The sequence below is a fragment of the Pseudomonas sp. NPDC087336 genome (assembly GCF_044744285.1).
In the GTDB taxonomy this organism is placed as follows: Bacteria; Pseudomonadota; Gammaproteobacteria; order Pseudomonadales; family Pseudomonadaceae; genus Aquipseudomonas.
Window position 1 is genome coordinate 41739 of the sequence record NZ_JBIUYA010000035.1, and the last position, 23955, is coordinate 65693.

The window sequence follows — 23955 nt, forward strand, 5'->3', positions numbered from 1 at the left end:
GGCCTCAGAGGCCGGTTTTTTTATGGGTGGGATCTGTGGGTGTAGGAGCGAGGCTTGCCCGCGAACCAGGCGCCGCGGTGTATCTGTAATACCGGGTCATCGTTCTTCGCCGGCAAGCCTGGCTCCTACAACAGATCAATCGCCGAAATCTTCCCAACCACCCATTTGTTTCCAGCGGTTGACGATGCCGCAGAACAGCTCGGCGGTCTTCTCTGTGTCGTAGCGAGCCGAGTGCGCCTCGCGACCGTCGAAGTCGATGTCCGCAGCCTGGCAAGCCTTGGCCAGCACGGTTTGACCGTAGGCCAGACCGGCGAGCGTCGCGGTATCGAAACTGGAGAATGGATGGAACGGGTTGCGCTTCATGTCCAGGCGCGCGACCGCGGCATTGAGGAAGCCCAGGTCGAAGCTGCTGTTGTGCCCAACCAGAATCGCCCGTTTGCAGCCGTTGGCCTTGAGCGCCTTGCGCACGCCACGGAAAATATCGTTCAACGCTGCTTCTTCACTCACGGCCATGCGCAGCGGGTGATCGAGCTTGATCCCGGTAAACTCCAGGGCTGCCGCTTCGATGTTCGCACCTTCAAAAGGCTCGACCCGGAAGAAGTAGGTGTGATCGGGGTACACAAAACCCTTTTCATCCATGGCGATCGTCGTTGCAGCGATTTCCAGCAAGGCGTCGGTGGCCGAGTTGAAACCACCGGTTTCTACGTCGACGACAACTGGCAGGTAGCCACGAAACCGGGCGGCCATTGGATGACGGGAACCGCCGCCACCGCCTTGACCTTCCTGTTCGTCGTCGAAATGGTCTTCACTCACGCGTGTTCCTCCAGCAGGCGCCAGCGCAGTTTTTCACCGGCGCGCAGCGGGATAACGGTCAGCTCGCCAAACGGCAGGCTGGTCGGGGCGGTCCATTCTTCACGGACCAGGGTAATGCGATCGGTGTTGGCTGGCAGGCCATAGAAACGCGGGCCATTGAGGCTGGCGAAAGCTTCGAGCTTGTCCAGCGCGTTGCGCTGTTCGAAGGCTTCGGCGTACATCTCGATCGCCGCATAGGCGGTGTAGCAGCCGGCACAGCCGCAAGCAGCCTCTTTGGCGTGCTGGGCGTGGGGCGCCGAGTCGGTGCCGAGGAAGAACTTTTCGCTGCCGCTGGTGGCGGCGTCGAGCAAGGCTTCCTGGTGCGTGTTGCGCTTGAGGATCGGCAAGCAGTAGAAGTGCGGCCGAATTCCGCCCACCAGCATGTGGTTGCGGTTGTACAGCAGGTGATGCGCGGTGATGGTCGCGCCAACGTTGGCCGACGCCGAGTTGACGAACTGCACGGCATCGGCGGTGGTGATGTGTTCAAACACCACCTTGAGCGTCGGGAAACGCTCGACTACACGACGCATATGCTCATCGATGAAGATTTTTTCGCGGTCGAACACATCGACATCGCCGCGGGTGACTTCACCGTGGATCAACAAAGGCATCCCGACTTCGGCCATGGCCGCAAGTGTTGGGAAGATCTTGTCGATGCTGGTGACGCCAGAGTCCGAGTTGGTGGTCGCGCCGGCCGGGTACAGCTTGGCGGCGTGAATAAAACCGCTGGCCTTGGCCTCGCGAATTTCTTCAGGCTGGGTGCGGTCGGTGAGGTACAGGACCATCAGCGGTTCGAACTGGCTGCCGGCCGGGCGGGCAGCGAGAATCCGCTGGCGATAGCCGTCGGCTTCAGCCGCGTTGCGCACCGGTGGTACCAGGTTGGGCATGATGATGGCGCGGCCAAAGGTGCGCGCAACATCCGCGACGGTATTGGTCAACACGGCACCATCGCGAAGATGAATATGCCAGTCGTCGGGACGCAGCAGGGTCAGGCGGTCGGACATGAGGGGATTCCAGGCGGGTCAAACTCAAGGGAATGCTACCGGAAAAGACTCTTGCAGGCACCCGCTATCAAGTTTTACGGGAAGCTTCCGATATCCAACAGGTATGCCGTAAACATCTGTGTCGGTCTTTTTGTCGTAGTAGCCAGTGGAGCCTCCCGTGCGCCAGCGTTATTTAGCCTTGCTCAGTGTGTTTGCCAGCCTTCCCGCCATGGCGCTCACTTTCCAGACCCGCCTGGAGAGCATCGAGTGGACGGTCGAAGGCGACAAATTCGAGTGCCGGCTGACTCAGCCGATCACCGATTTCGGCTCGGGTGAATTCGTGCGGCGCGCAGGTGAACAGGCGACGTTTCGTTTGAATGCCTACAACTCAATGCTGGGCGGCGGTTCTGCCACCTTGTTGGCCGCCGCCGCCCCTTGGCAGCCGGGACGCGGTGATATCAACCTGGGCACGGTGCGGATCGGCAGCGGCAATGTTCTGTTCAACAGCTCGCAGGCCCAGGCCGGACGCTTGATCAGCGGCCTGATGGATGGACGCAGTCCGGTGGTCCGGCACTCCTCGGGCGATGGCCGGGTGTCGGAGGTGCGCTTGCTGCCGGTCAAGTTCAACAAGGCATTTGCCGACTATCAGGGCTGTGTGGCCAAATTGCTTGCGCAGAACTTCGATCAGGTGAAGCAATCCCAGGTCGGCTTCCCCGGAGGCGGCATCGATCTGGACGGGGCCGCCAAGGCCAGGTTGCAAGTAATGCTGGAATACATGAAGGCCGATCCGACGGTCAATCGCATCGAACTGGACGGCCACTCCGATAACAGCGGCAACCGCCTGACCAACCGTGACCTGTCACGGCGAAGGGCGCTGGCGGTGATGGAGTTCTTCAAGGCCAACGGCATCCAGGAATCGCAGATCACCCTGCGTTTCCATGGCGAGCGCTATCCGCTGGCACCCAATACCAGCAACGTTAACCGAGCGAAAAACCGCCGGGTAGCGATACGCCTGGAGCGGGGAGCCCCCGCGGAGCAGGTGGCCCCTCAAGCGACGAAGCCCGCCCCTTCGGCAACTTCCTGACCCTTAGGTCATCGTCGCGCTCTCGACATAATCTGTCGCTTCGTCGTCATAAGCTGTCGCGCCACTGTAAATTATTCTGTATGGGCGGTAGACTTGACGGCTTTCCGTAGAACCCCGTGGAGTGATGGCATGGCGGACGTAAACAAGGTCGTTCTGGCGTATTCCGGCGGCCTGGACACTTCGGTGATCCTCAAGTGGCTGCAGGATACTTATAACTGTGAAGTGGTGACCTTCACCGCTGACCTGGGTCAGGGCGAAGAGGTCGAACCTGCACGTGCCAAGGCTCAAGCCATGGGCGTGAAAGAGATCTACATCGACGACTTGCGCGAAGAGTTCGTGCGCGATTTCGTTTTCCCGATGTTCCGCGCCAACACCGTTTACGAAGGCGAGTACCTGCTGGGTACTTCCATCGCTCGTCCGTTGATCGCCAAACGCCTGATCGAAATCGCCAACGAAACCGGCGCTGACGCCATTTCCCACGGCGCCACCGGCAAGGGTAACGACCAGGTTCGTTTCGAACTGGGTGCCTACGCCTTGAAACCAGGTGTGAAAGTGATCGCTCCGTGGCGTGAATGGGACCTGCTGTCCCGTGAGAAGCTGATGGATTACGCTGAAAAGCACGCCATCCCGATCGAGCGTCACGGCAAGAAAAAATCCCCGTATTCGATGGATGCCAACCTGCTGCACATCTCCTATGAAGGCGGCGTGCTGGAAGACACCTGGACCGAGCACGAAGAAGACATGTGGCGCTGGACCGTCTCCCCGGAGAAGGCTCCCGACAAGCCGCAGTACCTGGAACTGACCTACCGCAACGGCGACATCGTCGCGCTGGACGGCGTCGAAATGACCCCGGCCACCGTACTGGCGACCCTGAACCGCATCGGTGGCGAGCACGGTATCGGCCGCCTCGACATCGTCGAGAACCGTTACGTGGGCATGAAGTCCCGTGGCTGCTACGAAACCCCTGGCGGCACCATCATGCTGCGCGCCCACCGTGCGATCGAATCGATCACCCTGGACCGCGAAGTGGCTCACCTTAAAGACGAGCTGATGCCCAAGTACGCCAGCCTGATCTACACCGGTTACTGGTGGAGCCCTGAGCGTCTGATGCTGCAACAGATGATCGATGCGTCCCAGGCCCACGTGAACGGCGTTGTGCGCCTGAAGCTGTACAAGGGCAACGTGATCGTCACCGGCCGCAAGTCCGACGAGTCGTTGTTTGACGCCAACATTGCCACCTTCGAAGAAGATGGCGGCGCGTACAACCAGGCCGACGCGGCGGGCTTCATCAAGCTCAACGCCTTGCGCATGCGCATCGCGGCGAACAAAGGTCGCAAGCTGTTCTGAGACCTTTGATGTAATGGAATGTGTGGCCCGGTCATCGACGGGGCCACACATTTGAAAAGGGGGATCTTGCCTGTTTCAGCATTCTTCCTGGTTTTTGCCATCACCTCTCTCATCCTTCCCTTCTGATTGATCGTCAAACGCTACGGGCTGCCGTAAGTCGATTGGCAAGTGTTGATCAATGACCGTCAAACCCCGTGAACTCAAGTTGTAAGCAGCACAGAACGTTGTGCGGCAGCGTTTCCTCGCGGGTTTTGAAGGGGTGGCCGCGCTTTCCTTCAGCTTTGAATCTGACTCGGTACAGGTGAGGAAAACAACTGCACGCGCAGCTTTTCCCGGTTCGTTGTGAAGGCTTTCCATCAAGTGGCTGAACTCGACGTTTCTTGTCATCGCACGTGCATCCACGACATACAGGTCTCTGAGCCGTTCAGGCAGGCGTACGCGGTGTAGCGCCGAAAGCGCGACGCCATGGAACGAGTCTGAAGGTGGGTCTTGTGCTTTGGAGGGACGGCGAGTGGATCGACCGCCACTGTCTGACGTCTTGCCAGCGGACTTTCTACTCTTCCTGTTCTCGGGTTGCTCGACACCGTCCATGACTTTAATGAAATGTTTTCCCTTTTCGAAGTCGGAGGGGGCGTAAAGCGATCGATAGTTGAAGTTGAGCGTGGCGAAGAACAGCAACAGCAGATAAAAGGGAAAGCTGATCAGGAACCAGATGTAGACGTCTCTATCGTCGTCATCGAGGAAGGGTAATGAAACGGCCGCTGATGTTTCAGAAAGTGTTGCGAATATTGCAATCACCGTCATGGGGTTATTTATTCTTTTTTTGAGCCTGTCCATTTTATTCTCTTTATGTCTGTGGGTTGGTTAATGCCTGTTTGTTTTGAATTTAATGCATCTAACTGATCTTGGGCATCCTGGGGTTTCTGTTTTTCAATTGATTTGATGTCAGATGGGTGCTCTTAATTTTTGTGGTTCTCTTATGATCGGTGATGTGTTGTTTTTTGCTGTAAGAGTGAGTAGATAAGTTATGTGTGATATTTCCGGGGTGAGTGATGATATTTGATGATCCGAATGTTTTTTTGTTTTTTGATGGGGTTAATACATGTCTGATCGCTGTCTGAAAACAGAATTTCACTGATTATTTTGTTGCAGGTCGATACAAAAAAAATAATTACAATTGGAAAGTCAAGACCTCAACAAAAGTTTTCTGTCCTGTGATTTCTCGGGTTTTTTGTAAGAAAAATCTCTGATGTTTGTAGGGAATGTCTCTTGGTGCGAGTGACCGGGGGGAGCGACATGCCAGGGGGGAAACGACTAGGCTATTGTGCGGGCTCTAAAAATTCGAACAGCGAAATTGGACTTGCCCATGAATAAAGTGCTGATTGTGGATGATCACCCCGTCATTCGTCTTGCGGTACGAATGCTGATGGAGCGTCATGGCTACGAAGTCATTGCAGAAACAGATAATGGCGTGGATGCATTACAACTAGCCCGAGAATATATGCCGGACATTGTCATCCTGGATATTGGAATACCGAAACTGGATGGGCTGGAAGTTATTGCACGACTGACATCGGCTGCGATGCCGATGAAAGTGCTGATATTGACCTCCCAGTCCCCTGGACATTTCTCCATGCGCTGCATGCAGTCCGGAGCCGCCGGATATGTGTGCAAACAACAGGACCTCACAGAGTTGCTCAGTGCGATAAAGGCTGTCTTGTCAGGCTACAGTTACTTTCCCAATCAAGCCTTGCATACAGTGCGTGCCAGTCTTGGCAACGCCAGTGAAGCCGATATGGTGGATCGTCTGTCAGGGCGGGAAATGATGGTGTTGCAGCAGTTGGCCCGGGGTAAGACCAATAAAGAAATTGCCGATGGGATGTTTCTCAGCAACAAGACCGTCAGTACCTACAAGACCCGACTGCTGTTGAAACTCAATGCGCGCTCGCTGGTCGATCTGATCGAGCTGGCCCAACGTAACGGCTTGGCATGACGAAGTGCGACAGGCGGGCATTTATCGCGACTCGACACTTGGTAAAAAGCCTCCGTTTCGGGAGGCTTTTAGGTTTTACAAGTCAAAATCGTAATCGGCCAATTGCTTTTGCAGTCGGCGCTCCTCCAGCAGGTTGTCGATGGTCCGGCGCTTGCTCAGGTTGGTTTTCGCAATTTCTGCCACCGGTTCGGCATCATCAGCCTCTGCGGCGGTAAAGTCCTCATCTACGTCCAATTGCTCTTTGCCAGTGCTCATTTAGTTACTCCAGGCGAAGAAAGCCTTTGGGGCTCCTTATATCGACAATCTTGCGATGGGTAAAAAAGATTTTTTCAATCGATAAATCGATAAACGCAATAGCGGCTCAATCGTCCGAGGTCTTGTGCTTGTATTCGCACAAGTCTTCGATCCGGCAACTGCCGCAGCGAGGCTTGCGGGCCAGGCAAACGTAACGTCCGTGAAGGATCAACCAGTGATGGGAGTCGAGCAGGTACTCCTTGGGCACGAACTTCATCAATTTATTCTCGACCTCCACCACATTCTTGCCGGGCGCGATGCCGGTGCGGTTGCTGACCCGAAAAATGTGGGTGTCCACGGCCATCGTCAATTGGCGAAATGCAGTGTTGAGTACCACATTGGCGGTCTTGCGGCCTACGCCGGGCAAGGCTTCCAGTTCCTCGCGGGTCTGTGGCACTTCACCGGCATGACGCTCAACCAGCAGGCGGCAAGTCTCGATCACGTTTTTTGCCTTGCTGTTGTACAGGCCGATGGTCTTGATGTATTCCGACAATCCTTCGACGCCCAGAGCATGAATCGCTGCCGGGGTGTTGGCAACCGGAAACAGTTTTGCCGTGGCCTTGTTGACACCGACATCGGTCGATTGCGCCGAAAGAATCACTGCAATCAGCAATTCAAAGGGTGAGGAATAGGCCAGTTCGGTCTTCGGTTCCGGATTGTCTTCATGCAGCCTGCGGAAAATTTCCAGACGTTTTGCGGCGTTCATGTGCAGTGGTTTTCCTCGAAGGCGGTCAGTGTGAGGGTGGCGTGCGGTGCCAGGCTTGCCAGGCGGCGATCAGCAATCCCAGCAGTATGAAGCCGCCAGGAGCCAGCGCGGCCAGGCGCAAGCCACCGTCAGCGGTCAGCACCCAGCCCTGCCAATCCGCGTGCGTCGCAGCGGCCAGCCACGGCAGATGATTGCCGATTGTCCCGTAGCCAATGAGTTCGCGCAGAAGGCCCAGGCCCACCATCAATGAACCGAACAGGCCACAGAAGCGCCACCGCTCGCGCCAGGGTCTCTGGAAGAAATCATTGTGCTCCAGCACGACGCATTGCAAGGCGATCAAGCCGGCATAGATCCCGGCATGCTGATGCCATTGCAGCGACCAGACCTGCGCGCCGAGTTCTGCGCAACTGGTCAAGGTTGCGGCAAGCAGCACGCTGGCTGGCAAGTGGGTCGCCGGGAGCAGGCGCGAGCGCAAGGCGTTCATGCAGAGGGCAAAGGCACTGGTCACCACCATGAACATCAACCACAGGCCCAGGGCATTCACCAGTGAGCCGGTGGCGCCAATCAGCGGCACGAGCATCAAGGTGTTCTGTAACCGCAACGATTTATTCATCTGCAGGGCTCCCAAGCAGTGAGGCCCGGTGCTCATCGAAATAGCGCAAGGCGTCATGGGTGGCCTGGATCACCGCTCTTGAGGTAATGGTCGCTCCCGCAATCTGGTCGAACTGCCCCTGGTCCTTTTTCAAGGCCCAACCGTTGTCACCCGGATCGGTTCGTGATTTGCCGGAAAAAGCCTCAAGCCAGGCATTGGGCCAGTCGGCGATGCGTGCGCCGAGCCCGGGGGTTTCCGTTTGCTTGAGGGTCTTGACCCCCAACAGTCTGCCTTCGGTATCGATGGCGATGAGCAAATCGATGGTGCCCGCGTAGCCCTGGGTCTGGCTACGCAGCAGCACCGCATAGGCTCGGGCGGCCTTGCTTGCGCGGTAACCCGCCAGCAGCGTGCTGTTGGCCAGCACGGTATTTTCGAGGCTCAGGGGTTGGTCCAGCGGTTGATTGTCGTAGCTGTCGGGCGGCAGCAGGTCGAGCAGGTTGCGACTGTCGATCAGCCGCTGCTCAGCCGCAATTCGTGGCGCGCTGCCCTGCTGCGCGAGATAGGTCAGGCCAGTCCCGAGGGTAGCCAGCAATGCAAGGATAACGGCACTCGACGCTCGGCTCATGGTGCGCGCAGCTCCTGCCTGGCCGCGACAAGCCGCTCCAGCGCCGGTACACAGAGGTTCATCAACAGCACGGCAAAGGCTACGCCGTCCGGGTAGCCGCCCCAGGTGCGAATAAGGTAGGTCAGCAACCCCACGCCTGCACCAAACAGCAATCGCGCACCCGGGCTTTTTGCGCCGGACACCGGTTCCGTGACGATGAAGAAAGCGCCTAGCATGCTGGCGCCGGTGAGCAGGTGAAACAGCGGCGATCCGTGGGAGTCTGAGCCCGAACCGTTCCAGCACAACAGGCTGATGACGAACAGGCTGGCGAGCATACCGACTGGCGCATGCCAGCTGAACACGCGTCGTTGCAGCAAAAACGCGCCGCCGGCGAGAAAGGCCAGGTTGACCCATTCCACGCCACGGCCACCGAATTGACCAAAGGCCGGATTCGCCGAGAACAGCTCATCCATGGTCAGGCTTTTGTTGATCCGCAGGCTGTCCAGTGCCGTCGCCCGCACCCAGGCGTCCGGGCCTTGGCCTACGCCGAACACTTGTTGCACACCTCCCCACAGGTCCATGCCATGGGAGGCGGGCCAATGGGTCATCTGCTGTGGAAAGGTCACCATCACCAGGGCGAAACCGAGCATCGCCGGGTTGAACGGATTGCTGCCGACCCCGCCGTACAAGTGCTTGCCGAGCAACATGGCAAACGCGGCAGCGCTGACCGTCAGCCACCAGGGGCAATAGGGCGGCAAGGCCAGGGCCAGCAGCGTGGCACTGACCAGGGCGCTGCCGTCGCTCAAGGTCGGCTTGAGGTTGCGCTTGCGCAATCGCAGCACTGCCGCTTCAGCGGCCAATGCACTGGCGCCTGCCAGCATCAGGTTGATCAACACCCCCCAGCCGTAAAACCAGAACAACACCAACATCCCTGGCAGCGTCGCCAGCAGAACCAGTTTCATTGCCTGCTGCAGGCGTAAATCAACCGATTCAAGGGGTGGCATGGGCATCCACCTGGCGTTCGGCTTCGCTCAGGGCGCGCTCCAGGGCTTCGATCTGCTCGACGGGTGCGGCACTGGCCTGGGCTTTCTTCAGTTCGGCGCGACGCATGGCCAGCTGGATTTTTGCCCGTTTCAGTTCGGCGTCCTTCGCTGGAGCCGCCACGGGGGCAGGGGCCGGCGGTGCAGCGCGTTCCAGTTGGGCCAAGGCTTGCTCGGCGGCTTCGAACTGCTGTTGCAGGACAATCAGCTGCGATTGCTGTTCGAAGGTCGGTGGATGACCGAAGGCCTTGAGCGACTTGTTCAATTGTGCCCGGCTCATCGCCAGGTCGACCTTGGCTTTTTTCAGGGCCTCATCGGCGTTCGCCGCCTTCTGCGCGCGCACGCGTTCCAGGGCTGCCTGTACCGGGTCGAGCGGAATATCTGCGTGTGCCGGGCTGGGTTGGGCGCTCCGTTTCGCACGGGCTTCCCGCTCGGCAGTTTTTTGTTGTTCTTCACGCTGCAAGCGGGCGTTGCGCTGCTCGAAACGGCGCCGTGCATGATTGCGCTTGGCGGCACGGGCCCGTTGCTCTTCCAGGCTGAAGGCCAGGCCACCGACTATCGGCAGCACGCCGCTCAAGGGCAGCGGATGCATTTCGATGCAATCCACCGGGCAGGGCGCCACGCAGAGATCGCAACCGGTGCATTCGTCGATGATGACCGTGTGCATCAACTTGGCCGCACCGACGATGGCATCCACCGGACAGGCCTGGATGCATTTAGTGCAACCAATGCACTCCGCTTCACGGATATAGGCGATCTGCGCCGGGGCTGAGCCGCGACTGACGTCCAGTTCCAGCACCGGCACGTTCAACAATTCGGCCAGGGCATTGATGGTTTCACTGCCGCCAGGCGGGCATTTGTTGATCGGCTCACCGCTGGCGATGCCTTCGGCGTACGGCTTGCATCCGGGGTGGCCACACTTGCCGCATTGGGTTTGCGGCAAGAGGGCGTCGATGCGTTGAATCAGACTCATGTTTTGATCAGTCCGCTGAATCCGAGAAAGGCCACTGCAATCAAGCCGGCACTGATCAGGTCGATCGGCAGGCCGCGAAAGGGCAGGGGCACATCATTATCGAGTGTGCGCTGGCGCAGGTCGTTGAACAGACCCAGTACCAGCCAGAAGCCCAGCCCGGCACCGAAGCTCAGGGCTGTGGCGTGAAAAAATCCCGGGTCCTCCTGGACGTTGAGCAATGCCACGCCAAGCACCCCGGCATTGCACAACAGCAACGGCCAGAGGCCCTCGAAGGAAAGTGTCGAAAACACCCGTGCAAGCAGCTTCAACAACGGGCCGATCAGCAGCGCGCTCAACGGCAGAAACACGAACAGGCGCAGCGCCGTCAACTCCAGCGGCACCAGCAGCCAATAATAGAACGCATAACCGAGCACCCCCGTGATCAGCATCAGGCAGGTCGTCGCGACGCCCAAGGCATGGACCTGGCGACGTTCGCTGGCCATCAGCGGATCGACACCCAGCGGCCAATGCAACACGAAGTTGTTGAGCAGGGCGGTGCTGATAAGCGTAAGCAGTGTTTCGGTCATGATCGTCCGTATCCGCTGCTGGATAACCCCTGTAGGAGCCAGACCTGAGAGACAGTATGGGCCAGACATGAAAATCCCACAGTCGCGCCAGGCACGACTGTGGGATCGGTTTGCGGCCTTGGCTTACTTGATCCGCTGACCAGGCTTGGCGCCGCTGTCAGGGCTGAGCAGGTAGATTTCTTCACCGCCAGGACCGGCCGCCATCACCATGCCCTCGGAAATCCCGAACTTCATTTTGCGCGGCTTGAGGTTGGCGATCATCATCGTCAGGCGACCATCGAGCTTGGACGGGTCTGGATAAGCGCTCTTGATCCCGGAGAAAACGTTGCGCTGCTCGTCACCGATGTCCAGGGTCAGGCGCAACAGCTTGTCGGCGCCCTCCACGTGCTCGGCCTTGACGATCAGGGCAACGCGCAGGTCGACTGCGGCAAAGGTGTCGAACTCGATCTCCGGCGACAGCGGATCCTTGGCCAGTTCGCCATTACCTGCAGGTATAGCTTCGCCGGTGTCGGTCTGGCTGGCGGTCAGGTCTTCTTTCGAGGCGTCGGTCATGGCCTGCACTTTTACCGGGTCGATACGGGTCATCAGCGGCTTGAACTCGTTCAACTGATGGTTGGCGAGCAAGGTCGCGTGGTCGTTCCAGGTCAGCGGCGCGACGTTGAGGAACGCCTCGGCATCGGCGGCCAGCAGCGGCAGCACCGGTTTGAGGAAAATCACCAGTTGACGGAACAGGTTGACGCCGGTGGCGCAGATGGCCTGGACTTCTTCCTGCTTGCCTTCCTGTTTGTTCAGCGACCACGGTGCTTTGTCGGCGATCCAGGCGTTGGCACGGTCGGCCAGGCCCATGATCTCGCGCATGGCGCGGGCGAAGTCGCGGGCTTCATAGGCGTCGGCGATGCTTGGCGCGGCGGCCAGGAACGCTTCGGTCAGCTCCGGCGCGGCGTTGGTCTCGACCATCACCCCGGCATTGCCCTTGTTGATGAACCCGGCGCAACGGCTGGCGATGTTGACGACTTTGCCGACCAGGTCGGAGTTGACCTTCTGCACGAAGTCTTCGAGGTTCAGGTCGAGGTCGTCGACGCCACGGCTCAGCTTGGCCGCGTAGTAGTAGCGCAGGTATTCCGGCGACAGGTGATCCAGGTAGGTCCGGGCCTTGATGAAGGTACCGCGGGACTTGGACATTTTCTGGCCGTTGACGGTCAGGTAGCCGTGTACGTTGATGCCGGTCGGCTTGCGGTAGCCCGCGCCTTCGAGCATCGCTGGCCAGAACAGGGCGTGGAAGTTTACGATGTCCTTGCCGATGAAGTGGTACAGCTCGGCGGTGGAATCCTTGCCCCAGAACGCGTCGAAATCCAGCTCCGGCGTGCGGTCGCAGAGGTTCTTGAAACTGGCCATGTAGCCGATTGGTGCGTCCAGCCACACGTAGAAATATTTGCCCGGCTCGTCGGGGATTTCAAAACCGAAGTACGGCGCATCCCGGGAGATGTCCCACTGTTGCAGGCCGGCATCCAGCCATTCGGCGATCTTGTTGGCCACGGCGTCTTGCAGGGTGCCGCTGCGTGTCCAGGATTGCAGCATTTCCTGGAAGTCCGGCAGCTTGAAGAAGAAGTGCTGGGAATCCTTGAGCACCGGGGTGGCGCCGGAGATCGCCGACTTCGGATCCTTCAGGTCGGTCGGTGCGTAGGTCGCGCCGCATTTTTCGCAGTTGTCGCCGTACTGGTCTTCGGTGCCGCATTTCGGGCAGGTGCCCTTGATGAAGCGGTCGGCCAGGAACATTTTCTTTTCCGGGTCGAAGTACTGGGTGATCGAACGCGTGGCGATGTGCCCGGCGTCGCGCAGCTTCAGGTAGATCTGGCTCGACAGCTCACGGTTTTCTTCGGCGTGAGTGGAGTGGAAATTGTCGAAGTCCACCAGGAACTCGGCAAAGTCGGCGCTGTGCTCAGCCTGGACGTTGGCGATCAGTTGTTCCGGGGTGATGCCTTCCTTTTCTGCGCGCAGCATGATCGCCGAGCCGTGGGCGTCGTCGGCGCAGACATAAATGCATTGGTTGCCGCGGTGCTTCTGGAAGCGCACCCACATATCGGTCTGGATGTACTCCAGCATGTGGCCAAGGTGGATCGAACCATTGGCATAGGGCAGGGCGCTGGTGACGAGGATCTTGCGTGGCTCGGACATGGGGCTCGGCTACTTGATGAAACGGAGGTCGGCCACTATAAAGCGCCGGCAAAGATATTTCACCCCTGCAAATCGTTGCCGGGCATGCCGTCCGGAAGACAGAAGGGGTAGGATACCGCCAACTTTTCCCAGTCTTGTTTCGGAGTTGCCCATGAGCGCCGTCAATCGCGCAGCGGTGGAAGCCGTCCTTCGCCAATACACCGACCCCTATCTGAACCAGGATCCGGTCAGCGCCGGGTGCGTGCGCAACATCGAGATCCAGGGCGAGCGCGTCAGCGTGCAGCTGGAACTGGGTTATGCCGCCGGTCTGTTCAAGAGCGGTTGGGCGCAGATGCTGCAAATGGCCATTGAAGGCCTTGACGGTGTCAGCACTGCCCGCGTCGACATCACCAGTGTGATCGCCGCGCACAAGGCCCAGGCACAGGTCCCGGGCCTGGCCAACGTCAAGAACGTGGTGGCCGTGGCATCCGGCAAGGGCGGCGTGGGCAAGTCCACCACCGCCGCCAACCTCGCGCTGGCCCTGGCCCGGGAAGGCGCCAAGGTGGGGATTCTCGATGCGGACATCTACGGTCCGAGCCAGGGCATCATGTTCGGCATCGCCGAAGGCACCCGGCCGCAGATCAAGGATCAGAAATGGTTCGTGCCGATCCAGTCCCATGGCGTCGAAGTGATGTCCATGGCGTTCCTCACCGACGACAACACGCCGATGGTCTGGCGCGGGCCGATGGTCTCCGGCGCATTGCTGCAACTGGTAACGCAAACCGCGTGGGGCGACCTGGATTACCTGGTCATCGACATGCCGCCAGGCACCGGTGATATCCAGCTTACCCTGGCACAGAAAGTCCCGGTGGCCGGCGCGGTGATTGTGACCACGCCACAGGACCTGGCATTGCTGGACGCACGCAAGGGCGTGGAGATGTTCCGCAAGGTCAACATCCCGGTGTTGGGCGTGGTGGAAAACATGGCCGTGCACATCTGCTCGAACTGCGGGCATGCCGAGCATCTGTTCGGTGAGGGCGGCGGTGTGAAACTGGCCAATCAGTATGGCGTCGAGTTGCTGGCGTCGTTGCCGCTGGCGATGGCAATCCGCGAACAGGCCGATGGCGGCAAGCCAACGGTGATCGCCGAGCCGGACAGCCCGATTGCCTTGGTTTACCAGGAACTGGCCCGCCACGTCGGCGCGCGGATCGTGCTGCAGGAAGCCGCGACGCCGGCAATGCCGAACATCACCATCAGCGACGATTGAAATCTGCCGGATAACGCCGGTACCTGTGGGAGCGGGCTTGCTCGCGAATGCGGATTAACATTCAACAGATTTGTTGACTGAACCACCGCTTTCGCGAGCAAGCCCGCTCCCACATTGATTTTGTGTACGCCTTAGATCCGCAACCCGCCATCCAACTCCAGAATCCGACCGGTGTAATAGTCGTTCTCAAAGATGTAAGCCGCCGATTGGGCGATTTCTTCAGGCTTGCCCATGCGCTTGAGCGGAATCCCCGACGTTATCTTCTCCAGTGCTTCAGGTTTCATGCTCAGGGTCATTTCGGTTTCGATGAAGCCCGGTGCAATGCCGGCCACGCGAATGCCGTAGCGCGCCAGTTCCTTGGCCCAGGTCACGGTGGCCGCCGCAACACCGGCCTTGGCGGCGGAGTAGTTGGTCTGGCCAACGTTGCCGGCGCGGGAAATCGACGAGATATTGATGATCGCGCCGCTGTTGTCGAGCTCGACCATTTTCGCCGCGACCTCACGGGTGCACAGGAAAACACCGGTCAGATTGACGTCGATGACCGCCTGCCACTGGGCCAGGCTCATCTTGGTCATCTCGCCGTCCTTGACCTTGAGCAGCAGGCCGTCTCGCAAAATCCCGGCGTTGTTGATCAGGCCATGGATCGCGCCGAAGTCGTCGGCGACCTGGGCGACCATGTGGCTCACCTGCTCTTCATTGGCCACGTTGCACAAGTAGGCGCGGGCTTCGACGCCCAAGGCCGTGCAGGCAGCGACGGTGTCGTCGAGCTTTTCCTGATTCAAGTCCACGAGCGCCAGCTTCGTGCCCCTGGCGGCGAAATACTCGGCCATCGAGCGGCCTAAACCTTGGCAACCGCCCGTGATAATGATTACTTTGTCAGTGAGTTGCATTCGTATGCCCCCGGTAGCAGATCTGGTGGATTCCTTTTAGAGCGTCGCTCGATCTGCGCCTGATATGGCCTGGCTGCAGAACTGCCCCCGATCGCGTGCCGGGACTTTCCCGGGTCGCCCGTCCGTTTTTTAGACGGAATCTCTATAAGGAGTCATAAATTGAGCGTTGAAGCGGCCAAGAATGCCCGAGAATTGCTTCTCAAGGAATACCGTGGAGTGCTTTCGACGCACTCCAAGTCTATGCCAGGTTTTCCGTTTGGTTCTGTGGTGCCTTATTGCCTGGACGACGAGGGTCGACCGCTGATTTTGATCAGCCGCATCGCCCAACACACCCATAATCTGCAAAAAGACCCGAAATGCTCACTTTTTGTAGGGGAGCGTGGGGCCGAAGACGTGCAAGCCGTTGGTCGGCTGACCTACCTGGCCGAGGCCGAACAGCTTCAGGACGGGGCGGCCATCGAAGCGGCCGCCGAGCGTTATTACCGCTACTTCCCTGATTCGCAGAACTATCACCAGGCCCACGATTTCGATTTTTGGGTGCTCAAGCCTGTACGCCATCGGTACATCGGCGGTTTTGGCGCGATTCACTGGGTCAACGACCTGATCCTGGCCAACCCCTTTGCGGGCAAGGCCGAGGTGAGCATGGTCGAACACATGAACGCCGATCACGCCAAGGCCATTGCCCATTACGTCGACCTGGCCGGTCTGCCGAAAACCCCGCCGGCGCAGATGGTCGGCATCGACAGCGAAGGTATGCACCTGCGCATCGGTCAAAGTCTCCACTGGCTGCGGTTCCAGGCGCCATGTAATACGCCGACACAAGTTCGCGAGGCCTTGGTTTTCCTGGCTCACGCCGAACATTGGCCGAAAAATGCCGTGGCCGACGCTTGAATTCACGCAATGGCGACGTCATCTAGGGAAGACTGGCAAGGCATTCTTGCGTTGAGGAACCATTTGATGCGCCCTTTTTTGTTGCTCTTTCTGCTGTTCCCGGTGTTGGAGCTGTTCGTCTTCGTCAAGGTGGCAGGGTCGATCGGGTTTTTCCCGGCCCTGCTGCTGATCATTCTCGGCTCGATGTTCGGGGTGTTCGTGTTGCGTGTCGCGGGGCTGGCCACGGCGCTGCGTGCCCGTGAAAGCCTGAACCGAGGCGAACTGCCGGCCCAGACTATGCTCGAGGGCCTGATGCTGGCGTTGGCCGGAGGCCTGTTGATCCTTCCGGGTTTCATCAGCGACGCGATCGGCCTGATCATGCTGCTGCCGATCAGTCGTCGCCTGCTGGCCAATAAAATGCGCCAGCGAGCCGAGGAGCAAGCGATTCGCCAGCGTGCGTTCGCCGATGACCTCCAGCCCCGTGGCGGCCCTGTGCCACGCGAGCCACTGGGCCGCGAGCCCAATGTGATCGAAGGCGAGTTCGAACACCGCGATACCAAGTAACACCCCTATCGGCACGGCACCTTCGGGTGCCGTGTTCGTTTTCGGGAGACCGCCGTAAAAATTTTTCGATCCCCGCCCTTGTAATAAGCTTATGCGCCCTTATGTATCGGTCACCGCAAGGTTTCTGGTGATCACGCCAGACAGACTTCCGCGGTTCGCTCGACGAATCGCACCCGGCACCGCCGGACTTTGTTAAACCCGCCGGGACTACACCGGCCGATGAAAACCACAATTAGGAGAGATCGACAATGAAGCTTCGTCCTCTGCATGACCGCGTCGTCATCCGTCGCAGCGAAGAAGAAAAGAAAACCGCTGGCGGTATCGTCCTGCCAGGTTCGGCTGCTGAAAAAGCCAACAGCGGTGAAATCCTCGCTGTAGGCACCGGCCGCGTACTGGAAAACGGTGAAGTGCGTGCACTGTCCGTGAAAGTGGGCGACAAGGTTGTGTTCGGTCCTTACTCCGGCAGCAACACCGTGAAAGTCGACGGCGAAGACCTGCTGGTAATGAGCGAGAACGAAATCCTCGCTGTTATCGAAGGCTGATTACCCGCTCATTTTCCCGTTACTACAAAGTATTTAAGGAATATCGATCATGGCTGCTAAAGAAGTTAAATTCGGCGATTCCGCCCGCAAGAAAATGCTCACCGGTGTGAACGTCCTGGCTGACGCAGTAAAAGCGACCCTGGGCCCGAAAGGCCGTAACGTGATCATCGAGAAGAGCTTCGGCGCTCCGACCATCACCAAGGACGGCGTTTCCGTAGCCAAAGAAATCGAACTGGAAGACCGTTTCGAAAACATGGGCGCGCAGCTGGTCAAAGACGTTGCCTCCCGTGCCAACGATGACGCAGGCGACGGCACCACCACCGCTACCGTTCTGGCTCAATCGATCGTCAACGAAGGCCTGAAAGCCGTCGCTGCCGGCATGAACCCGATGGACCTCAAGCGCGGTATCGACAAAGCGACCATCGCAATCGTCAAAGAGCTCAAAGCCCTGTCCAAGCCATGCGCTGACACCAAGGCTATCGCTCAGGTAGGTACCATCTCCGCTAACTCCGACAACTCCATCGGCGACATCATTGCCGAAGCCATGGAAAAAGTCGGTAAAGAAGGCGTGATCACCGTTGAAGAAGGCTCGGGCCTGGAAAACGAACTGTCGGTTGTTGAAGGCATGCAGTTCGACCGTGGCTACCTGTCCCCGTACTTCGTCAACAAGCCAGAGACCATGGTCGCTGAGCTGGATGGCCCGCTGATCCTGCTGGTCGACAAAAAGATCTCGAACATCCGCGAAATGCTGCCAGTACTGGAAGCCGTTGCCAAAGCCGGCCGTCCACTGCTGATCGTGGCCGAAGACGTTGAAGGCGAAGCCCTGGCGACTCTGGTTGTGAACAACATGCGTGGCATCGTCAAAGTCGCAGCCGTCAAGGCGCCAGGCTTCGGCGACCGTCGCAAGGCCATGCTGCAGGACATCGCTGTCCTGACCGGCGGTACCGTTATCTCCGAAGAGATCGGCCTGAGCCTGGAAAGCACCACCCTGGAGCACCTGGGTAACGCCAAGCGCGTAACCCTGTCCAAGGAAAACACCATCATCGTTGACGGTGCTGGCGTTCAAGGCGACATCGAAGCACGCATCAACCAGATCCGTGCCCAGGTTGCCGAGACTTCCTCGGACTACGACCGTGAAAAACTGCAAGAGCGTCTGGCCAAGCTGTCCGGCGGCGTTGCAGTGATCAAGGTTGGCGCTGGTTCCGAAGTCGAAATGAAAGAGAAGAAAGCCCGCGTTGAAGACGCCCTGCACGCTACCCGTGCAGCCGTTGAAGAAGGCGTGGTACCTGGCGGTGGCGTAGCCCTGATCCGTGCTCTGGAAGCACTGACCGAACTGAAAGGCGACAACGCCGATCAGGACGTGGGTATCGCTGTACTGCGTCGCGCTGTTGAAGCGCCGCTGCGTCAGATCGTTGCCAACTCCGGCGACGAGCCAAGCGTAGTAGTCGACAAGGTCAAGAACGGCGAAGGCAGCTTCGGCTACAACGCTGCTACTGGCGAATACGGCGACATGATCGAAATGGGTATCCTGGACCCAACCAAGGTAACCCGTTCGGCTCTGCAAGCTGCAGCCTCGATCGGCGGTCTGATCCTGACCACCGAAGCTGCGGTAGCTGATGCACCGAAGAAAGACAGCGGTGCTGGCGGCGGCATGCCAGACATGGGCGGTATGGGCGGCATGGGCGGCATGATGTAAGCCAGCCTTACCCCTGTACTAAAAAACCCCGCCTGCGAAAGCAGGCGGGGTTTTTTATTGGCTTCAATCTGCTGTCAGGCGCTGACCGGCTCGGCCTTACTTGCAAGTTCAACCTTTACCGCCGGCCGATACAAAACCCAGTAATACGCCCCCAGGCAAATCAGCCAGCAGAACACCGCCGTCCACACGTTGTGCGAGAAAAAATGCGCCCCCTGCAGCATCCGGCCGATGGAAAACACCGAGCCCAGGGTAAAGGCGAAAACCAGCGCCGCACGCGCCATGCGTGGACGGCGATCACGCAACACGAAGAACAGCGCAAACAGGGTGAAACCGGTCGCGGCATGACCGCCAGGCCAGCAACGGCCCGGTTTTTCCGTGGCCGGACGCGGGCTCAACAATTCGCTGTAGGTCTCGTGACCGCCGAATTGCTCAAGGCTCCACGGGCATTGCACCGCCGTCACCGCTTTCATCGGCGTGACGAAGGAAGTCGCCAGCCCCAGGGACAGTACCAGGCAGCCCAATTCGCGCTTGAACGGTTTGAGCCGGGTCATGAACCACGAACCGGCAAAACCGAGGATAGCCAGCACCGAAAAGGCGATGACCACTTGCTTGGCCCGATCATGCAGGATGGTTTCCAGGAAATAACTGTGTCGCCCGATAAAAGCCCCGGCGACCGGGTCGTAGAACAGCCTGGCCAGGTCCATGTCCAGGGTCGTCAGTTCGAGCAATATCAAAATGATTGCTGCAAAGGCAGGAACACCCAGGCACACCCAGAAGTTGAGCGGTCGGGAAGCGGGGCGTGCAGAGATCGAAACCATGGCGAATCCTTGGTCAGTATAATGTTCTTGAATACGCAGGCGCGCGGAGTCTGAGCTCGATCCTGTCGTCAACTTGTGAGCCGATAGTGAAAAAAACGTTGAGGCTTGAGCCGGCCATTTCGCCAGACAGTCCACTGCACACAACTCTGGCCCTGAGCCACACTTGGCCTTAAGCTGCGCGGGCCAAGACGGCCGTTACTGTGTACGGAGAAGGTGCCCATGCGAATTTTATTGGTTGAAGACAACCGCGATATCCTGGCCAACCTGGCCGATTACCTGGGGCTCAAAGGCTATACCGTGGATTGCGCACAGGACGGGTTGTCAGGCTTGCATCTGGCGGCCACCGAGCATTACGACTTGATCGTGCTCGATATCATGCTGCCCGGCATCGACGGTTACACCCTGTGCAAACGCCTGCGCGAAGATGCCCGGCGCGACACGCCGGTGATCATGCTCACCGCGCGCGATCAACTGGACGACCGCCTGCAGGGCTTCAAGTCCGGTGCCGACGATTACCTGATCAAACCCTTCGCCTTGTCTGAACTGGCGGCGCGGGTCGAAGCCGTGATGCGGCGCGCCCAGGGCGGCGGTCGCCGGACCTTGCAGGTCGGCGACCTGAGTTATGACCTCGACACGCTGGAAGTCACCCGCGAAGGCCGATTGCTCAAGCTCAACCCGGTGGGCCTGAAGTTGCTGGCGGTACTGATGCAGAAAAGCCCGCATGTACTGCGCCGCGAAATCCTTGAAGAGGCCCTGTGGGGCGATGACTGCCCGGACAGCGACAGCCTGCGCAGCCACGTCCATCAATTGCGCCAGGTGATCGACAAGCCGTTCGCCAAGCCGCTGCTGCAAACCGTCCACGGTGTGGGTTACCGCCTGGCCGAGGGGCGTGATGGAGTTTAAACAGAGCCTTGCTCAACGGATCATCATTGCCTTTGCGCTGATGAGCGCCCTGGTGGCGGGTGCCTTTGCCATGGGCATCGTCTTCACCGTGCACCTGGTGGAAGAAAAACTGATCTCGGCGGGCCTGGGCGGCGATCTGCAGCGTCTGTTGCTGATGGACAACGTTTCGGACTGGAGCCATCGCCCGGAACCGGACCAGTTGTTCTATTTCAGCGGCGGGCCGGGTGATTTCGAGTTGCCCAAGGATTTGCGGCATCTGGATTCGGGCTTCCATGAGGTCTTCCGCGAGCAGCTGTCGTACCACGCGATGGTCGAGATCGTCGATGGCCGGCGGTATGTGCTGTTGCAGGACCAGAGTGACTTCGAAGAACGCGAGCGGGTGCTGTTTGCCGTAGTGCTGGTGGGCTTCGTGCTGAGTCTGACGCTGGCGGTGTTCCTCGGCTGGGTGCTGGCCCGCAAGGTGATGGCGCCGGTGGTAAGGCTGGCGCGCCAGGTACGTCATCGCGATCAGTTGCTGGGGCTGGCACCGCCACTGGCGCCGGATTATGCGGCTGATGAAGTGGGCGAGCTGGCCGTGGCCTTCGACGCTACCCTTGGCCGTTTGCGCCAGGCGCTGACCCGCGAACGCATGTTCACCAGTGACGTCAGCCATGAACTGCGTACGCCCTTGATGGTGCTAGCCAGTTCCTGCGAGTTGTTGTTGGAAAACCCCGGTATCGATCAGCGCGGCCGTGCCCAGGTAGAGCGGATTGCCCGCGCCAGTGAAGAAATGCGCGAGTTGGTACAGACCTTCCTGATGCTGGCCCGCGCTCAGCGCGAAGATGCCGGCATGTCTGCGCAGCAAACGCTGGGCGAAGTGGCCGATGGCTTGATCAACCTGTGGCGCGGACCGATCGAAGCCAAAGGTCTCAAGTTGATCGTGGACCAGGGAACCCCAAACAAAACTCGTTACAACGCAACGCTCCTGCATGCGGTCATGGGCAACCTGCTGCGTAACGCCCTGCATTACACCGACCGGGGGTTTATCCGCCTGAGCCTGATGCCCATGGGGTTCATGGTCGAGGACAGTGGGGTGGGCATTCCCGAGGAAAAACGCGAAGCGATGTTCGAACCTTTCGTGCGCGGTAACGAGAAACGCGGAGAAGGTCTCGGGCTTGGGCTATCGTTAGTACAACGGATTTGTGAAAACCAGGGCTGGAGCGTCAGCCTGACGACCATGGAACCCAATGGCTGTCGTTTTCAGGTTCAGTTCAACACCTCGAATGCGAGTTGATCGGCCGATAGCGGGTCGATCGAAATCTTCGCCTTTGTAAAACTTCGAAACGATTCGAGGTTTCCCATTACAAATTTTTCACAATCACATGACCTGGCACCGACATATCGCTACCTAAGGTGGTCGGTGTCAGAAGCTCAGGAGACATTGAAGATGGTGGATGGACCGATCAAACTGGATTTTTCCAACAAATACGACGATCAACACGCCCAACGTTACCTGCAAAAACATAAGGATGGCGTGGGTCGCCGCCTGTCCCACTGGCGTGACGTACAAATGGCGCGCAAGGCGCTGGCGTTGGTCGGCGAGCCGGGCCTGGTCCTCGATCTGCCATGCGGCGCGGGGCGTTTCTGGCCAATGCTGGCGGAAAAACCCAACCGCGTGATCATCGGTGCCGACAATTCCGAGTCCATGATCAAGATCGCTACACAGTCGCAACCGGCTGAAGTGGTGAAACGGGTACAACCCTTGCAGACGTCTGCATTCGACATCGCCTTGCCGGATAACGCCGTCGACAGTATTTTCTGCATGCGTTTGCTTCACCACATCGGTGAAGCCGAGCATCGACTGGCGATCTTGCGTGAATTCGAGCGTGTCAGCCGTGACAGCGTCATTCTCTCGCTATGGGTCGACGGCAACTTCAAGGCCTGGAAACGCAAGCGCGCGGAGAGAACCCGTGGGCAAGAAGGTTACCAAAATCGATTTGTGTTACCGGCGGATGTTGTAGAAAAAGAATTTGAGCAGGCAGGTTTCCGTATCCAGGAACGTATCGACTTTTTGCCGCTCTATGCCATGTGGCGAGTTTACGTATTACGCAAGAGGTAACAGATGGCAGAGCAGTGTGCAGCAGGATCGGGCCTGGCTTCCCAGGACCGCTTCGATTACTTCTGGAATCAGCGCGGAGAATGGGTGGAAGAGCCCAACGTCCGGCGCGGTGGTGAGAGTGGCGTGCAGCGCCTCATGGGCAGTGATGGACAACTGCTCTACGTAAAACGCCAGACCGGCCATATCCATCGGGGTCTCTTGCACCCTTTCGGACGGCCGACGGTGTTGCGCGAGCGTGATGCACTCACCGGCGTACGCCTGCTCGGTGTGCGAGTTCCGGAAATCGTTTTCTGCGAAGCTCAACGCGATCCCGTGCACAAGTGGCGCGCATTGCTGGTGACCAAGTCCCTGGACGGCTTCCAGGAAATCGAGCATTGGTACGCCGGTGGCGGACGCGAGCGCCATGGTGAGGTCGTGCACGATCGCGTGCTCAAGGACCTGGCCGAGAACCTGGCGCGCATGCACAAGGGTCGTTGGCAGCACAGCTGCATCTATATCAAGCACGTATTCGTTCGCGTCACCGGTGAGGGCGAGGCTGCCAAAGTCGAGGTTGCCCTGATCGATCTGGAGAAATGCCGGCAGCGATTGAGTGCTCGGCAGGCGGCTGCTCATGACATGAAGCAGCTGCGCCGCCACTCGTCATTCAGCTCCACGGACTGGAAGAAACTCGTCTATTTTTATGAGACGGCGTTTGGCAGCGCTATCAAAGGTTTATAGCAATGAAACTTGAAGTTGCGCGAGGTTTGTTTCTGATAGGAGCCTTGGCAGTTGCTTCACTCGCGGTGGCGGCATGGGAGCAGCCCCGCACGCAAGTCTTAAGTTCAGTACACAGTGATGCGCACTGTCCGTTGCCACGGGTTGCCAAGGCATCCGTCGCGACTCAACCCGATCATGATTTGTTGCTGTTCATGTTCGGACTTTCTCAAGGATTGAGGCCGCAAAGTTGAACAGATTGAAGCCCAAATAAAAGGCCTCGCTGATGCGAGGCCTTTTTTGTTTCCGACTCTGATCGTTCCCACGCTCTGCGTCACTAGTGTCCGGTAAAAACCGAAGGGGGAGCTTGCTCCCCCTTGCTGTTGGCGCTTGTCAGCCATAATCAGACTTTTCGGACTCGATTTT

The 23955-nt window shown here is 58.8% G+C and carries 26 protein-coding genes; 13 read left to right on the forward strand and 13 right to left on the reverse strand.

Features of this window, described 5'->3' with window-relative positions:
* Window positions 1–135: 135 nt before the first annotated feature.
* Window positions 136–813 carry a ribonuclease T gene (gene rnt, locus ACIO0C_RS26510; protein WP_008057533.1) on the reverse strand — a complete coding sequence of 226 codons (678 nt, stop codon included), beginning with the start codon at window positions 811–813 and terminating at the stop codon, window positions 136–138.
* Window positions 810–1856 (reverse strand): dihydroorotase, encoded by a 1047-nt coding sequence (gene pyrC, locus ACIO0C_RS26515; RefSeq protein ID WP_401316621.1) that lies wholly within the window; start codon window positions 1854–1856, stop codon window positions 810–812. The genes rnt and pyrC overlap by 4 nt, the downstream gene beginning before the upstream one ends.
* Before the next feature lie 157 nt (window positions 1857–2013).
* On the opposite strand from pyrC, the gene ACIO0C_RS26520 reads away from it, so the two are divergent.
* Window positions 2014–2919 carry an OmpA family protein gene (locus tag ACIO0C_RS26520; protein WP_401316624.1) on the forward strand — a complete coding sequence of 302 codons (906 nt, stop codon included), beginning with the start codon at window positions 2014–2016 and terminating at the stop codon, window positions 2917–2919.
* 129 nt (window positions 2920–3048) lie between these two features.
* Window positions 3049–4266: an argininosuccinate synthase gene (locus ACIO0C_RS26525; protein WP_020799894.1), complete on the forward strand. Its 1218-nt coding sequence runs from the start codon at window positions 3049–3051 to the stop codon at window positions 4264–4266.
* A 75-nt stretch (window positions 4267–4341) separates the two neighbouring features.
* Here the strand turns inward: ACIO0C_RS26525 and ACIO0C_RS26530 are convergent, their stop codons facing one another.
* Window positions 4342–5103 (reverse strand): hypothetical protein, encoded by a 762-nt coding sequence (locus ACIO0C_RS26530; protein WP_401316626.1) that lies wholly within the window; start codon window positions 5101–5103, stop codon window positions 4342–4344.
* A gap of 529 nt (window positions 5104–5632) precedes the next feature.
* Between ACIO0C_RS26530 and ACIO0C_RS26535 the strand changes: the two genes are divergently transcribed.
* Window positions 5633–6259 (forward strand): response regulator transcription factor, encoded by a 627-nt coding sequence (locus tag ACIO0C_RS26535; protein ID WP_008057539.1) that lies wholly within the window; start codon window positions 5633–5635, stop codon window positions 6257–6259.
* Between the two features lie 75 nt (window positions 6260–6334).
* On the opposite strand, the gene ACIO0C_RS26540 is transcribed toward ACIO0C_RS26535, so the two are convergent.
* From ACIO0C_RS26540 to metG, 8 genes are all read right to left on the reverse strand, one after another.
* Window positions 6335–6514: a PA3496 family putative envelope integrity protein gene (locus ACIO0C_RS26540; protein WP_401316629.1), complete on the reverse strand. Its 180-nt coding sequence runs from the start codon at window positions 6512–6514 to the stop codon at window positions 6335–6337.
* Window positions 6515–6620: 106 nt separating this feature from the next.
* On the reverse strand, window positions 6621–7259 hold the full coding sequence (gene nth, locus ACIO0C_RS26545) for an endonuclease III (protein WP_008057543.1): 639 nt from the start codon (window positions 7257–7259) through the stop codon (window positions 6621–6623).
* A gap of 25 nt (window positions 7260–7284) precedes the next feature.
* Window positions 7285–7872, reverse strand: a complete 588-nt coding sequence (locus ACIO0C_RS26550) for an Rnf-Nqr domain containing protein (protein ID WP_401316633.1) — start codon at window positions 7870–7872, stop codon at window positions 7285–7287.
* Window positions 7865–8476: an RnfABCDGE type electron transport complex subunit G gene (locus tag ACIO0C_RS26555; protein ID WP_401316635.1), complete on the reverse strand. Its 612-nt coding sequence runs from the start codon at window positions 8474–8476 to the stop codon at window positions 7865–7867. The genes ACIO0C_RS26550 and ACIO0C_RS26555 overlap by 8 nt, the downstream gene beginning before the upstream one ends.
* The gene (locus tag ACIO0C_RS26560; RefSeq protein WP_401316638.1) at window positions 8473–9459 is read right to left on the reverse strand and encodes an RnfABCDGE type electron transport complex subunit D; all 987 of its coding nucleotides are present in this window, start codon (window positions 9457–9459) and stop codon (window positions 8473–8475) included. The genes ACIO0C_RS26555 and ACIO0C_RS26560 overlap by 4 nt, the downstream gene beginning before the upstream one ends.
* Complete coding sequence (gene rsxB, locus ACIO0C_RS26565; RefSeq protein ID WP_401316640.1) at window positions 9446–10468, reverse strand: electron transport complex subunit RsxB; 1023 nt, start codon at window positions 10466–10468, stop codon at window positions 9446–9448. Before rsxB ends, ACIO0C_RS26560 begins: the two co-directional genes overlap by 14 nt.
* The gene (locus tag ACIO0C_RS26570; RefSeq protein WP_401316642.1) at window positions 10465–11034 is read right to left on the reverse strand and encodes an electron transport complex protein RnfA; all 570 of its coding nucleotides are present in this window, start codon (window positions 11032–11034) and stop codon (window positions 10465–10467) included. The genes rsxB and ACIO0C_RS26570 overlap by 4 nt, the downstream gene beginning before the upstream one ends.
* A gap of 123 nt (window positions 11035–11157) precedes the next feature.
* Entirely contained in the window at window positions 11158–13209 is a 2052-nt protein-coding gene (metG, locus tag ACIO0C_RS26575) for a methionine--tRNA ligase (RefSeq protein WP_401316644.1), read from the reverse strand.
* 151 nt (window positions 13210–13360) lie between these two features.
* Between metG and apbC the strand changes: the two genes are divergently transcribed.
* Window positions 13361–14455, forward strand: a complete 1095-nt coding sequence (apbC, locus tag ACIO0C_RS26580; protein WP_401316646.1) for an iron-sulfur cluster carrier protein ApbC — start codon at window positions 13361–13363, stop codon at window positions 14453–14455.
* 131 nt (window positions 14456–14586) lie between these two features.
* Here apbC and ACIO0C_RS26585 read toward each other — a convergent pair whose 3' ends face one another.
* Complete coding sequence (locus tag ACIO0C_RS26585; RefSeq protein WP_401316648.1) at window positions 14587–15345, reverse strand: SDR family oxidoreductase; 759 nt, start codon at window positions 15343–15345, stop codon at window positions 14587–14589.
* Between the two features lie 159 nt (window positions 15346–15504).
* Between ACIO0C_RS26585 and ACIO0C_RS26590 the strand changes: the two genes are divergently transcribed.
* From ACIO0C_RS26590 to groL, 4 genes are all read left to right on the forward strand, one after another.
* Window positions 15505–16236, forward strand: coding sequence for a HugZ family protein (locus ACIO0C_RS26590; RefSeq protein ID WP_401316650.1), 732 nt, complete (start codon window positions 15505–15507; stop codon window positions 16234–16236).
* A 66-nt stretch (window positions 16237–16302) separates the two neighbouring features.
* Window positions 16303–16779 carry an FxsA family protein gene (locus tag ACIO0C_RS26595; RefSeq protein ID WP_401316652.1) on the forward strand — a complete coding sequence of 159 codons (477 nt, stop codon included), beginning with the start codon at window positions 16303–16305 and terminating at the stop codon, window positions 16777–16779.
* Window positions 16780–17027: 248 nt separating this feature from the next.
* On the forward strand, window positions 17028–17321 hold the full coding sequence (locus tag ACIO0C_RS26600) for a co-chaperone GroES (RefSeq protein WP_007985847.1): 294 nt from the start codon (window positions 17028–17030) through the stop codon (window positions 17319–17321).
* 49 nt (window positions 17322–17370) lie between these two features.
* On the forward strand, window positions 17371–19017 hold the full coding sequence (gene groL, locus ACIO0C_RS26605; RefSeq protein WP_180205300.1) for a chaperonin GroEL: 1647 nt from the start codon (window positions 17371–17373) through the stop codon (window positions 19015–19017).
* 74 nt (window positions 19018–19091) lie between these two features.
* On the opposite strand, the gene ACIO0C_RS26610 is transcribed toward groL, so the two are convergent.
* On the reverse strand, window positions 19092–19835 hold the full coding sequence (locus ACIO0C_RS26610) for a phosphatase PAP2 family protein (RefSeq protein ID WP_401316655.1): 744 nt from the start codon (window positions 19833–19835) through the stop codon (window positions 19092–19094).
* Window positions 19836–20054: 219 nt separating this feature from the next.
* Between ACIO0C_RS26610 and colR the strand changes: the two genes are divergently transcribed.
* The 5 genes from colR (at window position 20055) to ACIO0C_RS26635 (ending at window position 23783) form a co-directional block, all read left to right on the forward strand.
* Window positions 20055–20738, forward strand: coding sequence for a two-component system response regulator ColR (colR, locus tag ACIO0C_RS26615; RefSeq protein WP_401316657.1), 684 nt, complete (start codon window positions 20055–20057; stop codon window positions 20736–20738).
* Entirely contained in the window at window positions 20728–22011 is a 1284-nt protein-coding gene (locus ACIO0C_RS26620) for a sensor histidine kinase (protein WP_401316659.1), read from the forward strand. Before colR ends, ACIO0C_RS26620 begins: the two co-directional genes overlap by 11 nt.
* Window positions 22012–22167: 156 nt before the next feature.
* Entirely contained in the window at window positions 22168–22836 is a 669-nt protein-coding gene (locus tag ACIO0C_RS26625; RefSeq protein ID WP_401316675.1) for a class I SAM-dependent methyltransferase, read from the forward strand.
* Between the two features lie 3 nt (window positions 22837–22839).
* Complete coding sequence (locus tag ACIO0C_RS26630) at window positions 22840–23553, forward strand: lipopolysaccharide kinase InaA family protein (protein WP_401316660.1); 714 nt, start codon at window positions 22840–22842, stop codon at window positions 23551–23553.
* Window positions 23554–23555: 2 nt separating this feature from the next.
* Window positions 23556–23783 carry a hypothetical protein gene (locus ACIO0C_RS26635; protein WP_401316662.1) on the forward strand — a complete coding sequence of 76 codons (228 nt, stop codon included), beginning with the start codon at window positions 23556–23558 and terminating at the stop codon, window positions 23781–23783.
* Window positions 23784–23955: the final 172 nt, after the last annotated feature.